Here is a 13,972-nt window from a genome sequence, read left to right as displayed (position 1 = left end):
TTAAGAAGCAAGAGTAATAAGAGCCCATAAGTCAGAGGGCTCTTAAATACAATGGGTATAAATTGCGCTTAGCTGGCTTTTAACAATTGTTGATGTAGCCAATCTTTTAACACCACACGGTCATGTTTTAATTGCAGCATTTCCTCGTCATCGATAGGCGCGTCTTGCAGCTCTAAGGTACGAATTTCTTTATCAAGCGCGTTGTATTTTTTGGCTTTATCTGCAAACTCTGGATCATTGCTATTGAGTTTTTTAATGGTATTTAGGTGCTCAGGAAAGTCTTGAGTTAATGAATGATCTTCGCCTAACATAGGTACTCCTTAACGGTGCGTGTAATAAATGTGTTTTAAAAATAACACGCTTAGGGTTTAGTTAAATTCAGATTGTATGGGTATTTATGTACGCCATAATATTAGAACTGGGGGTTGCTTGAGTATAAATCAACACATAGCCGTTATTAATTATTATTACGGAAATACTTATATATCACTATACAAAGCACTGACACTCAAAGATGCTTAAGTTAGAATACAAAATGCAACAACTCCTCGCAAACAATAACTATTTTGAGTGCTTTATTACATGCTTTTAATGATCGACAATTACGACTCGTTTACCTATAACTTGGTACAGTACTTTCAGCGTTTAGATCAAGAGGTACTGGTTAAGCGCAATGACCAAATAACGCTTAGCCAAATTAAGCAGTTAAATCCTCAACATATTGTTATATCACCCGGTCCTAAAAGCCCAAGCGAAGCGGGTATTTCATTAAGTATTGTTGAGCAATTAAAAGGGCAGTATCCTATTTTAGGAATTTGCTTAGGGCATCAAACTATTGCCCAAGCCTTAGGAGCAAAGGTGGTGCGTGCTAAAAAAGTAATGCACGGTAAAACATCGCCAATTTACCATAGCGATCAAGGAGTATTTAAAGGTTTAGCTAAGCCCTTAACGGTCTGTCGGTATCATTCTTTAATTGTTGAGGCACAGTCGCTGCCTAAAGAGTTACAAGTAACAGCCTGGACACAAACCCAGCAAGGTGAGTTTGACGAAATTATGGGATTATTACATACAGACTTAGCACTTGAAGGTGTACAATTTCATCCGGAAGCTATTTTAACTGAGCAAGGTTTAGCGTTACTTGATAACTTTTTAACTCGCTTCTAAGCTTATAGTATTAAGTAAATATCATTACATTAAAGACAGAGAGCCATGACCGAAATAGTGCAGCAACCGCGTATTGTTAAAATGCTTAATCAACGAGCACATGATTTGCTGCTTGGTCATAACTTTGCTCATCAACAAATTGGCTTTATTCATACGCTAGAAATGGACTATGGCGAACCACTAAAGCAACGCACATTACTTGAAGTAGAGGTTGCCGCTCAGCAAAAGCGCAAGTTAAAAAGCACCGCGCATCATAAATATCGTGCAGCAGCGAGCGAGCAACTGCATAAAGCAATAGAAAAAATGATGTCTGAGCAGCTTAGCGATATAGACAGTGTTATTCAAAACACCATAGGTGTAGAGGACAGCGTATGTGCCATGTTAGATATTTTAGCCACAAAAAGCGCATCGGTTGGGCGCTTAGAGCCCTTAGTTAACGACCTAAGCTGGCTTGGCAGAGAGTTAGTTACTTTAGTTAACTTGCCTTATTATCGTAATCAGCGCAGCAAAAATACCGCAGTGAAAGTAGATAGCCCCGCTTTAGCGCTGCGTTATATTGGCCTAGATAACTTACAGCTAGTAGTACCAACTTTTGCAGTGCGCCATTGGATGCCTTATAGCACAGAGCCTTTTTCGTTACTAAAAAGGCGCTTAAAAGAAAGCGCCATGGCGAATGCTATTGCGGCACAAAAAATTGCTGAAGTTAACGAGGTTAACCCAAGCCATGCTTTTACTTTAGGGATGTTATTAAACGTGGGGCAAATAGCCTTAGTGCGTTTATATTTAAAAGTGTTTGAGCAAATTTGGCAGCGAAAAGTACAATTTGCTCGCACTACAGCGAATAAAGGCTTGCATACTGCATTGCTAGAGCTAAAACCAGACCCTTTATTTTTAACCACCTTACTGAGCGAACAGTCGTTGGCTATTAGCGCTAAAATAATTGAAAAAATGGCCTTTAAGTATTTGCCGTTTAATAGCGTAATGCAGCAACTCGTTAATGGTGTAGAAAAAGGCGATACAGCGCTGCCTTTAACGCAGGTAATGCTAAAAGCACGATGTTACTCTCAGTACTTAACGCTAAAGCAGCATCAGCTAGTTGAACCGGATGAAACGCTTAGTTGGTTTTCGTACTTTAAGTTCACCAAAAAAGAGCTAAAAGCACTCCAAGCAAGCAATTTTAATAATCTTGCTATTCAAATTGATTAAATTTGTTAATTTTTTTGCGACTATCCATTCACTTTTTATTATCTCTTTTCAATACATTTCCCCGTTTAAAGTGAGGCGCGCTCGTTGTTCAGGCGCTTTATTGGCTAAAAACGAGTTGCATAAAGCAACCAAATAGTTATTCACTATCTATGAAATTATATCTCAAGCCCTTTATTATCAAGGGTTACATGAAAGTTTTTGAAGAGACATAATCAATGTTTTCTGAAATAATAAGCGTCTGAAAATTGAACCACACAGCCCTTTTTATGCAAATATCGCTATACTGAGTTTGCTAAAAAACACATATGCTACAGGTTACCACACAGCTATTTACGGCTTTGTGATGTACACAATTAAGAGGAAATAAAATGACAGTCAATCGCGAATTATTTGATCACGTAATGGTTCCTAACTACGCACCTTCAAGCGTAATTCCAGTTCGAGGCGAAGGCTCTCGCGTATGGGATCAACAAGGTCGAGAGTTTATCGACTTTGCTGGTGGTATTGCCGTTAACTGTCTTGGCCATTGCCACCCTGCATTAGTAGGCGCATTAAAAGAGCAAGGCGAAAAGCTTTGGCATCTATCAAATGTAATGACCAACGAGCCAGCATTACGCTTAGCTAAAAAAATGGTTGATGCAACCTTTGCCGAAAAAGTTTACTTTGCCAACTCAGGCGCAGAAGCAAACGAAGCAGCACTTAAATTAGCGCGTCGTTTTGCCCTTGATCAATTTGGCGCAGAAAAATCACAAATCATCGCATTCAACAAAGGTTTCCATGGCCGTACATTCTTTACCGTAACTGTTGGTGGCCAAGCGGCATACTCAGATGGTTTTGGTCCTAAGCCAGGCGACATTGTACATTGTGATTACAACGACCTGGCAGCATTTGAAGCCCTTATTAGCGACAAAACATGTGCCGTAATGATGGAGCCACTACAAGGTGAAGGCGGTATTGTTTCGCCAACTGACGAATTTGCACAAGGCGTTCGTGATTTATGTACTAAACATAATGCACTGCTTATTTTTGATGAAGTGCAAACAGGTGTTGGCCGTACAGGTAACTTATACGCATACCAAGGTTTAAACGTTGTTCCTGACATTTTAACTACGGCTAAAGCATTGGGCGGCGGTTTTCCTATTGGTGCTATGATCACCACAACTGAAATTGCACAACACCTTAAAGTAGGTACGCATGGTTCTACTTATGGTGGTAACCCATTAGCGTGCGCCGTTGCTGAAGCAGCATTCGATACTGTAAATACCCCAGAAGTACTTGCTGGTGTAACAGCAAAAGCAGCATTATTTAACCAACTACTTACTGAAATTAATAATAAATACCACGTGTTTAGCGAAATTCGCGGCCAAGGTTTATTAATTGGTGCAGTAGTAAGCGAGCAATACAAAGGTCGTGCAAAAGAGTTTTTAGTGGCAGGTACTGAGCACGGTCTTATGTCATTAGTTGCCGGTGCTGACGTGGTTCGCTTTACACCATCATTAGTTATCCCAGAAGCCGACATTCGTGAAGGTATGGCACGCTTTGAAAAAGCAGTAGCCAGTGTTGTAAGCGCTTAACATAGCCAAACAATATCTATTAAGGGCAGACCTAGTTTGCCCTCTAATTTTAATTTACCGTTATAATATAAGGGAGTAAGCGGGTTTATGATGATCCTTCGCCCAATCCAACAAAGTGACTACCCTGCATTAGTGAAAATAGCCCACGAATCGGGTCATGGCTTTACTTCTTTACCTAATAATGAAAAGTTATTGCAAAAGAAAATAGATCATTCGGTTAGCTCATTTGCAAAAGCTGCTACCGAGCCGGGCGACGAAGGTTATTTATTTGTACTAGAGGACACCGAAACCGGTGAAGTAGTTGGTACCTCAGGTATAGAAGCCGCTGTTGGCTTAGATGATGCATTTTATCACTATCATTTAAGTAAAGTGATTCATTCTTCACGCACTCTAAACGTATATAAAGCAGTTGATATTTTAACGCTTTGTAACGATTACACCGGCGCTACAGAGCTATGTACATTATTTTTGAAAGACGCATACCGCAAAAACAGTAACGGTAAATTACTTTCAAAATCGCGTTTTATGTTTATTAAGCAGCATCAAGAGCGTTTTGCACAAACCGTCATTGCAGAAATGCGTGGTGTGTCTGACGACAATGGCAGCAGCCCATTTTGGCAATGGCTAGAAGAGCACTTTTTTTCAATGGACTTTCCAACTGCCGACTATTTAACAGGCATAGGCCAAAAAGTATTTATTGCTGAATTAATGCCTAAGTACCCAATTTACGTTAATTTGCTCAGCAAAAATGCGCAAGCTGTTATTGGTAAAGTACACGACAACACACGCCCAGCAATTGAGCTATTAAAAAGTGAAGGTTTTACCTTTAATGGGTATGTTGATATTTTTGATGCCGGCCCCACAGTTGAAGCAAAAGTAGATAACATTGCCACCATTCGTAATGCTAAACACTTTAAAGTTGAAATAGGTGAGCCAAGTGGCGACACCATGGTGTTATTAGCCAACGAAAAGCTTACAGACTTTAGAGCAACTGTAGTACCTATGACGTTCGATGAGCGCATGAGCAGCATAGTAATAACGCAACAAGTAGCCGATGCACTGTATTTACAAGCGGGCGATAGCGTAAGCGCAACCACGATTTAATTTAGGAGAAAGTATAATGACTCATCCTGCACAATTTATTAATGGTCAATGGTCACAAGGCCAAGGAACCGAATTTAGTTCAGTAAACCCAGCCAATAACAATGTTATTTTCCAAGCAAACTCAGCAACTGCAGAGCAAGTAGACGCTGCAGTTAGCGCAGCGCGCGAAGCGTTTTATGCTTGGGCTGATAAAACATTTGCTGAACGTTTAGAAATAGTTAAAGCATTCGCAGCGCAATTAAAAGAAAACAGCGAAGAGCTAGCCATTACTATTGCACAAGAAACAGGTAAGCCACTGTGGGAAACTCGCACAGAAGCGGGTGCTATGGTTGGTAAAATTGCCATTTCTGAAAAAGCGTTTTTAGAGCGCACTGGCGACGTAGAAAATGCAATGCCACTAGGGCGCGCAATGATCCGCCACAAGCCACACGGTGTTGTAGCTGTATTTGGTCCGTATAACTTTCCGGGGCATTTACCTAATGGCCACATAGTGCCAGCGCTTTTAGCGGGTAACACGGTTATATTTAAACCGTCAGAACTTACGCCTAAAGTTGCCGAGCTTACGCTTAAGCTGTGGGAAAAAGCAGGTTTACCAGCGGGTGTAATTAACCTTGTACAAGGTGAAGTAGCAACGGGTAAAGCCCTTGCTGCTCACAAAGGTATTGATGGCTTGTTCTTTACGGGTTCTTCGCGCACAGGTCATATTTTACATGAACAGTTTGCGGGTCAACCTGGTAAAATTTTAGCGCTAGAAATGGGCGGTAATAACCCACTTATTATTACTGACGTTGAAGATACTAAAGCGGTTGTTCACGATATTATTCAATCAGCGTTTATTTCAAGTGGCCAGCGTTGTACCTGTGCACGTAAACTATTTTTACCAACGGGTAGCAAAGGTGATGTAATCCTGGAGCGTTTAATTACCGCAACTAAAGCGATTAAAGTAGGTAATTATGACGATGCAGATCAGCCATTTATGGGCTCAATGATCTCATCAGCCGCCGCTGCCGGTATGGTTAAAGCGCAAAACGAACTTGTTGAGCTTGGTGCTCAAGTATTGGTAGAGCTTGAGCATACAGTTAATACTGGCTTTGTAACACCAGGTATTATTGAGTGTACAAATATTAGCGACTTCCCAGATGAAGAGCATTTTGGACCACTTCTAAAAGTATTCCGCTTTGACGACTTTGACCAAGCAATTGATAAAGCCAACGACACAAGCTTTGGTTTATCAGCAGGTTTACTTAGCGACAGTGCAGCCGACTACGAGCACTTTTTACGCCGTATTCGCGCTGGTATTGTTAACTGGAACCGCCCAATTACTGGCGCATCAAGTGCTGCACCGTTTGGTGGTATTGGCGCATCGGGTAATCACAGAGCCAGCGCGTATTACGCTGCCGATTACTGTGCATACCCAGTAGCATCAGTAGAGCTTGAAAAAGTTGCTATGCCAGCTACATTAAGCCCAGGCTTAAAAATAGACTAAAATTACTACTAAATAATTATAAAAGCAGCTTCGGCTGCTTTTTTTGTATTAGCTATGTCGCTAAGCTAGTAATTATTAGTGCTTTCTGCTTAAATTACTGAATTAATTATTTTTAAGGTATACGTGTAATGGTTTTAAATAGGCAAGGGTACGACGACTTAATTATGTACCTAACTCAAAACTTAGCTTTATTTGAAAAGCCGGGTGAAATAAAACCAGGTGCACCTACGGTTATGGAATTAATCGAAGACGTGATTGCACAAAACGTAATGCTCATATGTCAGCAGCACACAGAGCTCACTACAGAGCAGCGTAGCCAAATTGTGCGTGAAGTTGATGGCATAGTTTACGATTTACAAGAAGTCCTCAGTAGCATCACCTCGCGGCCTGTTACGGTAGAGCAACACATGTTTATTGATGAGTTTGGTGGTTTGGTTAAAAACCTATTTGATAACGCCGTTTCTTAGCCCGCAACCCTTCTATATTTTCCGGTAGCACGCTTTAAATGCGCTGACGGTTTTACCACCCTTGCATAAATTTAAGTGCCTTGATCAAGCTAATTTATATTATTGCTGGGCGCTCACTTATTAAAGCTGATTGGTATACAATCAAGAAAATAATTTTTGAGGTATAACAATGCAAGCAAATGTAAAATGGGTTGAAGGTAATACCTTTATTGGTCGCTCTAATTCAAATCATAATGTTGTATTTGACGGTGGTAGCGACAGTGCTGCACCAAGCCCTATGGAAATGGTATTAATGTCAATCGGTTGTTGTTCATCGGTTGATGTAGTGAGCATTTTAAAAAAAGCCAAACAAGATTTTAGCAACGTAGAAGTACAGTTAACGGCAGAGCGCGCCGAAACTGCCCCACGAGTATTTACCAAAGTTAATTTACACTTTGTAGCAACGGGCAATAATGTGTCTGAAAAGCACCTTGCGCGCGCTGTTTCACTCTCTGCTGAAAAGTATTGCTCGGTCGCATTAATGCTTGATAAAACAGTAAAAATTACGCATAGCCACGAAGTTGTGCAAGATCAAGTAAAATAACGCTTTTTCCATGAGTAAAATTCGTATAAAATCCGCGAACTTTTATTCTGCTAGAGCAGATTTCACTAATTTATAGGTTGGTTTATTATGAACAAACCCTTCGATAAACTTAAACTTCATGGTTTTAATAATTTAACTAAAAGTTTAAGCTTTAGTATTTACGACATTTGCTATGCAAAGACCGAGCAACAACGTAAAGAATATATTGAATATATCGATGAGCAGTACAGTGCAGATAGACTAACCGACATTTTAGGTGAAGTTGTTGATATTATAGGTGCTAACATTTTAAATGTAGCGCGCCAAGACTACGAACCGCAAGGTGCAAGCGTAACTATTTTGGTTTCAGAAGAGCCGGTAGAAGAGCAGCAAAATTACGATGCTGACGAAGCTCCAGGCCCATTACCAGATTCAGTGGTTGCCCATTTAGATAAAAGCCATATTTGTGTACACACGTACCCAGAAGCTCACCCTGATGACGGTATTTGTACTTTTCGCGCCGATATTGAAGTGTCAACGTGTGGCATAATATCGCCACTTAAAGCGTTAAACTTCCTTATTCATAGCCTAGAGTCAGACGTAGTAACAATTGACTACCGCGTACGTGGTTTTACCCGCGACATAAACGGCGTTAAGCACTACATCGATCATGCAATTAGCTCAATTCAAAACTTCATGACAGAAGATACCAAAGAAGCGTACCAAATGATGGACGTAAACGTGTATCAAGAAAACCTGTTTCACACTAAAATGATGTTAAAAGAGACTGATTTAAATACCTATTTATTCGGCCTTTCTACGGATGATTTGTCAGATGAAGAAGAGGAAGAAATTCGCTCTAAACTGACCCGTGAAATGCAAGAAATATTCTATGGCCGTAACTTGCCAGACCTAGATTAAATAGCAAAATATAGTCAATAAAAATGGCGCTCAATGAGCGCCATTTTTTTTGTGTTAAAAAGCTTATAGCCAGTATATTTAGTATTATTTAAGCATGCTGTAAAGCAAAGCCATTACCGCCATTGAGCCAACCGCTAATATAAATAAGGTGCTTAAACGATTACGATGCTTGTGTAATGCCGGTACTTTATAAACAGCAATCATGGGCATAATAAATAAAATCATCGCAATAATAGGGCCAGATAACTGATCCATCATATCGAGTATGCTCGGGTTTTTAACCGCGCAAAACCAAATAGCAAAAAACATTAGTACAGCACCTACCTTATCGGCAACTTTAGCGCTTATGTTCGACTGCTTAGTTACTAAGCCAGTAAAGCTTTCGCGTGCACCCAAAAAGTGCCCTAAAAATGACGACATAATCGCAATAAACGCCACCAATGGGCCAAGCGTAGCAATAAACGAATTGTCAGTAATGTTGGCAAGGTACGATAAAACCGACACATTTGCCGCTTTCGCCGCCGCCATTTGCTCGCCAGTTAAGGACAACACACACGAAAACACAAACAGCAATACAAAGGTAATTAACAGTAAACTGGTGCGCTTTAATATCGCCTCAGACTTAGCAACCGCTTTATTACCATAATGACCGCGTTGTACGTTTACAAAGCTCGAAATAGCCGCTGCGTGGCTAAACGAAAATACAATAATAGGAATCGACAACCACAGTGTTTTACCAAAGCTGCCCACTTCTGGCAGCGCCATATTCGGCATTTGCCAACTAGGGATTAAATACAAGGATAAAAAAAACAATATGCCCACAAGCGGATAAACTAAAATAGCAAAAGCACGAAGCATCAGCTTTTCGCCGCCCATCATTAAGCCAATCATACCTGCAACCAATACACCAGAAAGCAACACCCGCGATGGTGACTCCATGCCAAGCTGGTTCACCATAAAGCTGTCTACGGTATTGGTTAAACCGACACCGTAAATAAGTAAAATCGGAAAAATAGATAAAAAGTACAGCAAAGAGATTAGCCGACCCGCGGTCACCCCAAAATGCTCCTCTACTACATCGGTAAAGTCAGCATCTTTATTTTTTGACGACAGCACAAACCGCGCTAAACCGCGGTGCGCTAAAAAGGTCATTGGAAAGGCCAAGCACGCCATAATAATTAACGGCCAAAAACCGCCAATACCAATATTAATAGGTAAAAATAAAATACCGGCACCAACGGCGGTACCAAATAGGCTTAACGTCCACTGTGTGTCGTGCAAAGTCCAAGAAGACTGTTTTGCTGTAGATGCATTAAAATGCGTAGCATCTTGAGATGGGGGCATAAGCTCACCAGGTTTTTTTAGAATAATAATGACGGCAAAGCATATAGTTTTTACTTAATGATTTCATTCGATAAACTAGCTTAATATTCGCTTATTTGTAGCGTACCAGTTACGCCTGTAATTAATTTGCAACAGCGTTATAAAAGTGAGCAGAGAATGGCAGTGGCTTTAGCTCAACGTTAAAAATAATAAGCAGGAAAGGTGCACTTAAAAAGGGGGTTAATAGCTTTTCCCCATAAAGTTTAAAGTTTACACACTGCAATCTAGAGTATAATTATTGTAAACCCTACTTTCCACCTAGGTTGTAAAGTGATTAAAAACAGGAGTTTTTGTGATATTTGAAATCTTGTCAGTTAAGCATTTAGCTATGTTATTGCAATTTGAATCAGAAAATAAAGCTTGGTTTGAATCAATGCTGCCGCCGAGAGAGGATTACTTTTATCGCGATTTAGGCATTAAAATGCATATTTATGATGCCATTATAAACATGCAATTAGGTACGCATTATTCGGGTGTGCTTATTGTTAATGAGCAAATTGTTGCGCGCGCAAATTTAAAAGATATAACAGGGCAAACAAACACTGCCGCAGTGGGTTATCGAGTTGCTAAAAATAGCATAGGTAAAGGCTACGCCAGTTTTTGCCTTAACGAATTAATTAGCATAGCCGCTCAGCATTATGCAGTTAACAAGTTAGAAGCCTTAGTGCTAGATAATAACCCCGCCTCAAAAGCCGTACTATTAAAGTGTGGTTTTAAAGCCCAATCACATAAAGACAACTACATGACAATAAACGGACACACATTAGGCGTTACACACTTTTTACGCGCACCGATTTAAGTGTTTTTTGAGGTGAAATTGGAAGATTAAAATATTGTGGTTAACAGCGGTTATTCGTTGGGTTTCGCTTCACTCAACCCAACCTACGGTGTTTAAATTGACATAGAGCTGCTAGTAGCTAAAAGCCCGCAGCTCTAGGCGCTTTATTCTTCAATAGCTGAAACAATAAAATACGGATTTAAATACTCATCTTTGGTGTTGTAAATTAGCGGGCTGCCATCAATTTTAGTTACTTTAGCGCCGGCGATTGCGGCGATTGCATGGCCGGCGCCAGTATCCCACTCACAGGTTGGGCCTAAGCGCGGGTAAATATCGGCGCTGCCTTCGGCCACTAAACATAGTTTTAGTGAGCTGCCTTTTGAAACCATTTCTACTTCGTCAAAGCGTTTTACAAATTCGGCTAAATCGGGTGAGGGGTGTGAGCGGCTGCCAACTACGCGTATTAACCCTGTGTTTGGTTTGGTAGTTACTTTTAGCTCTATGCGTTCATCGCCTTTGTCTTTAAATGCGCCTATGGCTTCGCTTGCTAAGTAAGATACGCCAAGGGCTGGGGCGTCTACTACGGCTAAAACCGGAATGCCATTTTCGATAAGTGCGATATTTACGGTGAACTCACCATTTTTTTTAATAAACTCTTTGGTGCCATCGATAGGATCTACTAGCCAGTAACTTTTCCATGCTTTGCGAACTTCCCAGCTTATATCGGCGTTTTCTTCACTTAATATAGGAATGTCGGGAGTGAGCTGCTGTAGCCCTGCAACAATAATTTTATGAGCTGCTAAGTCGGCGTCGGTTACAGGGCTTTCATCGGCTTTGTATTCAACGTTAAAGTCCTTTTGATAAATTCCCATTATGGCGCTACCCGCTTTGCGGGCAAGGATCAGGGTTTCTTCTAGCAGTTCGGTTTGGTTCATTGGGGTTAACCTATATTATGTGCTGTTGTTTTAGATACGTTATCAGCTGAACAACCGATTGGTCTAGCGTGTTTTTACTGGTATCTAAAATTATTTCTGGATTGATGGGTATTTCGTAACTGGAATCAATGCCGGTAAAGTGTTTAATTTCGCCAGCGCGGGCTTTTTTGTATAAGCCTTTAGGATCGCGGCTTTCGCATACATCGAGTGGGGTGTCGATAAATACTTCAATAAACTCCTTGTCATCTACTAAGCTGCGTACCATGTCGCGCTCTGCTCTAAAAGGCGATATAAACGCAGTAAGCACTAACAAGCCAGCGTCAACCATTAGCTTTGCTGTTTCGCCTACGCGGCGAATATTTTCAACTCGGTCTGCGTCGCTAAAGCCTAGGTCTTTACATAAACCGTGGCGTACGTTGTCGCCATCGAGCAGGTAAGTATGAATACCTTGTTGATTAAGTGCGGCTTCTAGCGCGTTTGCTACAGTGCTTTTACCTGAGCCCGAAAATCCGGTAAACCATATAATAGCGCTCTGATGCTTTTTTTGCTCACTACGTTGTGCTTTAGTGGTTGCGTAGTTATGCCAAACAATATTTTCATCCATAGTGAGTTATCTCTTTATGCTGTGCGTGCCGGTATTAAAACGGAAATACTAGCGGGATCAAGGTTAATACTGTTATTGAATAAATAATAGAAAGGGGCAAGCCCATCACTACATAATCTTTTAAACGATAGTTACCCGCGCTGTAAACCATAAGGTTAGTTTGATACCCAAACGGCGATATAAAACTTGCTGATGCGCCAAACGCAACCGCCATAATAAATGGCAGTGGGTCTACGTTAAAGCCAACGGCAAGTGAATAGGCAACCGGAAACGACAATGCTGCAGCGGCGTTATTGGTTATCAGCTCGGTAAATAATACTGTCATTAAAAATATTGCGATAAAGGCGCTGTATGGGCCAAAGTCGCCAAGTACTACAAACATAGCCGCCGATATTTGCCCAGCAAGTCCGGTGCCTATCATTAGTTTTGCTAAGCCTATGGCGCTGCCTACTACGGCGAGTAACTCAATAGGAAAGCGACGTTTTACTTCGCTAAGCTTAATAGTACCGCAAAGCATAAAGCCAATCAGTAATACTAATAAGCCTTTAACTAGCGGCACTAAGCCAATAATACTTAAGCCCAGTACAGCGGCAAAGCTTAGCAGCACAATGTTTGACTGTTTAGGCGCTAGGTGAGTTTGTAAATCAAACCCCGATATATACACAAATTCGCGCTTTAAATTAGGCAAGCTGTAAAAATTTTTACCCGGGGCGAGTATTAGTGAGTCGCCTGCTTGTAAACGCACTTGCCCTAAACCACCTTGCAGGCGATCGTGGCCGCGGCGAATAGCAATAACGGCCGCATGAAACTGCTCTCTAAAGCGGGCTTCTTTTACGGTTTTACCAATAAATTTTGAAGACTGACTTACAACAACTTCTACTAAGTGTTCTATGTCTTTTTGATGATTGTCGTGCACTACTTTTAAACCATCGAAACGCGTAAGTAGGGGGACTGATTTTATATCGCCCACAAAAAGTAATATGTCGTTTTGTTTAATTATTTGCTGTGGCGTGACCGCACAAATACGTTGGTTATCGCGAATTATTTCGCCTAAAAATAAGTCTTTAAGTTCACGCAGGCCATTTTCTTCTACGGTGCGACCAATTAGCTTTGAACCGGCTTGTACTTTACCTTCAAGATAAAAAGGCACGACTTCTTGGTCGCTTTTACCGTTGTCGGGTAAGTATTTTAACATGACTAAAATAGTGATTAAGCCCACGCTTAATGCGCCCAAACCTACTAAGGTAAAGTCAAAAAATCCCAGTGGTGCCATGCCCGCATCTACGGCAAAACCATTTACTATTAAGTTGGTTGATGTGCCAATAAGGGTAATAGTGCCGCCTAAAATAGCGGTGTACGATAGCGGTAATAATAACTTTGATGGCGAGTGATTGGGGTTGTCTTTTATCGCGGTAATTAAGGAAGCAACCACGGCGGTGTTATTGGTAAACGACGATAAAAACGCGGTCGAAAGTCCCAATTTAGTCACTGATTTAACTAAACTACCACTCGATAGCGATTGCGCTAATTTTTGAATAAGGGTGGTTTTTTCAATCGCAATTGACACTAATATTAATAACACCAAAGTAATTAGCGACGGGTTAGTATAATTAACTAACATGCTTTCTAAATCTATTAGCCCTGCTAAGTAGCTGCTGCCAATGGCTCCCACAAATAGCCATGCAGGATTAAGCCGAGTGCCAAAAAGGCACCCGACTAAAGTAAGCATAATGCCTGTTAAAATGAGCTGATCTACCATGCTTTATATCCTATAACAGGCTCAAAAAG

Annotated in this window: 14 protein-coding genes; 9 read left to right on the top strand and 5 right to left on the bottom strand. The window is 40.9% G+C overall.

Annotated elements, in window-relative coordinates; genetic code table 11:
- Nucleotides 1-68: 68 nt before the first annotated feature.
- A complete protein-coding gene (locus H5079_RS11140; RefSeq protein ID WP_011326909.1) occupies nucleotides 69-311 on the bottom strand; it encodes a YdcH family protein in 243 nt (80 codons plus the stop codon).
- A gap of 271 nt (nucleotides 312-582) precedes the next feature.
- Between H5079_RS11140 and H5079_RS11135 the strand changes: the two genes are divergently transcribed.
- From H5079_RS11135 to speD, 8 genes are all read left to right on the top strand, one after another.
- Complete coding sequence (locus H5079_RS11135; protein ID WP_011326910.1) at nucleotides 583-1,164, top strand: aminodeoxychorismate/anthranilate synthase component II; 582 nt, start codon at nucleotides 583-585, stop codon at nucleotides 1,162-1,164.
- A gap of 45 nt (nucleotides 1,165-1,209) precedes the next feature.
- Nucleotides 1,210-2,370: an HDOD domain-containing protein gene (locus H5079_RS11130; RefSeq protein ID WP_011326911.1), complete on the top strand. Its 1,161-nt coding sequence runs from the start codon at nucleotides 1,210-1,212 to the stop codon at nucleotides 2,368-2,370.
- Between the two features lie 368 nt (nucleotides 2,371-2,738).
- The gene (locus tag H5079_RS11125) at nucleotides 2,739-3,944 is read left to right on the top strand and encodes an aspartate aminotransferase family protein (RefSeq protein WP_011326912.1); all 1,206 of its coding nucleotides are present in this window, start codon (nucleotides 2,739-2,741) and stop codon (nucleotides 3,942-3,944) included.
- Nucleotides 3,945-4,031: 87 nt separating this feature from the next.
- Nucleotides 4,032-5,048 carry an arginine N-succinyltransferase gene (gene astA / locus H5079_RS11120; RefSeq protein WP_011326913.1) on the top strand — a complete coding sequence of 339 codons (1,017 nt, stop codon included), beginning with the start codon at nucleotides 4,032-4,034 and terminating at the stop codon, nucleotides 5,046-5,048.
- A gap of 16 nt (nucleotides 5,049-5,064) precedes the next feature.
- Nucleotides 5,065-6,534, top strand: coding sequence for a succinylglutamate-semialdehyde dehydrogenase (gene astD / locus H5079_RS11115; RefSeq protein ID WP_011326914.1), 1,470 nt, complete (start codon nucleotides 5,065-5,067; stop codon nucleotides 6,532-6,534).
- A gap of 128 nt (nucleotides 6,535-6,662) precedes the next feature.
- Nucleotides 6,663-7,001, top strand: coding sequence for a DUF3802 family protein (locus tag H5079_RS11110; protein ID WP_011326915.1), 339 nt, complete (start codon nucleotides 6,663-6,665; stop codon nucleotides 6,999-7,001).
- Nucleotides 7,002-7,170: 169 nt separating this feature from the next.
- Nucleotides 7,171-7,584, top strand: a complete 414-nt coding sequence (locus H5079_RS11105) for an OsmC family protein (RefSeq protein WP_011326916.1) — start codon at nucleotides 7,171-7,173, stop codon at nucleotides 7,582-7,584.
- 87 nt (nucleotides 7,585-7,671) lie between these two features.
- Nucleotides 7,672-8,484: an adenosylmethionine decarboxylase gene (gene speD, locus H5079_RS11100; protein WP_011326917.1), complete on the top strand. Its 813-nt coding sequence runs from the start codon at nucleotides 7,672-7,674 to the stop codon at nucleotides 8,482-8,484.
- Between the two features lie 84 nt (nucleotides 8,485-8,568).
- Here the strand turns inward: speD and H5079_RS11095 are convergent, their stop codons facing one another.
- The gene (locus tag H5079_RS11095) at nucleotides 8,569-9,828 is read right to left on the bottom strand and encodes an aromatic amino acid transport family protein (protein WP_011326918.1); all 1,260 of its coding nucleotides are present in this window, start codon (nucleotides 9,826-9,828) and stop codon (nucleotides 8,569-8,571) included.
- Between the two features lie 331 nt (nucleotides 9,829-10,159).
- Between H5079_RS11095 and H5079_RS11090 the strand changes: the two genes are divergently transcribed.
- Nucleotides 10,160-10,666, top strand: coding sequence for a GNAT family N-acetyltransferase (locus tag H5079_RS11090; protein WP_182684112.1), 507 nt, complete (start codon nucleotides 10,160-10,162; stop codon nucleotides 10,664-10,666).
- A 143-nt stretch (nucleotides 10,667-10,809) separates the two neighbouring features.
- Here the strand turns inward: H5079_RS11090 and cysQ are convergent, their stop codons facing one another.
- Genes cysQ through H5079_RS11075 form a run of 3 tightly spaced genes read right to left on the bottom strand, consistent with a single transcriptional unit; the run spans nucleotide 10,810 to nucleotide 13,943 of the window.
- Nucleotides 10,810-11,580: a 3'(2'),5'-bisphosphate nucleotidase CysQ gene (cysQ, locus tag H5079_RS11085; protein ID WP_182684111.1), complete on the bottom strand. Its 771-nt coding sequence runs from the start codon at nucleotides 11,578-11,580 to the stop codon at nucleotides 10,810-10,812.
- Nucleotides 11,581-11,590: 10 nt separating this feature from the next.
- On the bottom strand, nucleotides 11,591-12,184 hold the full coding sequence (cysC, locus tag H5079_RS11080) for an adenylyl-sulfate kinase (RefSeq protein WP_011326927.1): 594 nt from the start codon (nucleotides 12,182-12,184) through the stop codon (nucleotides 11,591-11,593).
- A 34-nt stretch (nucleotides 12,185-12,218) separates the two neighbouring features.
- The gene (locus tag H5079_RS11075; protein WP_011326928.1) at nucleotides 12,219-13,943 is read right to left on the bottom strand and encodes an SLC13 family permease; all 1,725 of its coding nucleotides are present in this window, start codon (nucleotides 13,941-13,943) and stop codon (nucleotides 12,219-12,221) included.
- Nucleotides 13,944-13,972: the final 29 nt, after the last annotated feature.

Origin of the sequence: Pseudoalteromonas sp. SG44-5, from assembly GCF_014164175.1 — a bacterium.
In the GTDB taxonomy this organism is placed as follows: Bacteria; Pseudomonadota; Gammaproteobacteria; order Enterobacterales; family Alteromonadaceae; genus Pseudoalteromonas; species Pseudoalteromonas nigrifaciens.
The sequence above is the reverse complement of the archived record's forward strand: the minus strand, read 5'-3'. Positions and strand labels throughout refer to the sequence as shown.

What these genes read in the sequence shown, in the direction of transcription:
- H5079_RS11140 (WP_011326909.1), bottom strand. Translation starts at nt 311, where the DNA reads ATGTTAGGCGAAGATCATTCATTAACTCAAGACTTTCCTGAGCACCTA.
- H5079_RS11135 (WP_011326910.1), top strand. Translation starts at nt 583, where the DNA reads ATGCTTTTAATGATCGACAATTACGACTCGTTTACCTATAACTTGGTA.
- H5079_RS11130 (WP_011326911.1), top strand. Translation starts at nt 1,210, where the DNA reads ATGACCGAAATAGTGCAGCAACCGCGTATTGTTAAAATGCTTAATCAA.
- H5079_RS11125 (WP_011326912.1), top strand. Translation starts at nt 2,739, where the DNA reads ATGACAGTCAATCGCGAATTATTTGATCACGTAATGGTTCCTAACTAC.
- astA (WP_011326913.1), top strand. Translation starts at nt 4,032, where the DNA reads ATGATGATCCTTCGCCCAATCCAACAAAGTGACTACCCTGCATTAGTG.
- astD (WP_011326914.1), top strand. Translation starts at nt 5,065, where the DNA reads ATGACTCATCCTGCACAATTTATTAATGGTCAATGGTCACAAGGCCAA.
- H5079_RS11110 (WP_011326915.1), top strand. Translation starts at nt 6,663, where the DNA reads ATGGTTTTAAATAGGCAAGGGTACGACGACTTAATTATGTACCTAACT.
- H5079_RS11105 (WP_011326916.1), top strand. Translation starts at nt 7,171, where the DNA reads ATGCAAGCAAATGTAAAATGGGTTGAAGGTAATACCTTTATTGGTCGC.
- speD (WP_011326917.1), top strand. Translation starts at nt 7,672, where the DNA reads ATGAACAAACCCTTCGATAAACTTAAACTTCATGGTTTTAATAATTTA.
- H5079_RS11095 (WP_011326918.1), bottom strand. Translation starts at nt 9,828, where the DNA reads ATGCCCCCATCTCAAGATGCTACGCATTTTAATGCATCTACAGCAAAA.
- cysQ (WP_182684111.1), bottom strand. Translation starts at nt 11,580, where the DNA reads ATGAACCAAACCGAACTGCTAGAAGAAACCCTGATCCTTGCCCGCAAA.
- cysC (WP_011326927.1), bottom strand. Translation starts at nt 12,184, where the DNA reads ATGGATGAAAATATTGTTTGGCATAACTACGCAACCACTAAAGCACAA.
- H5079_RS11075 (WP_011326928.1), bottom strand. Translation starts at nt 13,943, where the DNA reads ATGGTAGATCAGCTCATTTTAACAGGCATTATGCTTACTTTAGTCGGG.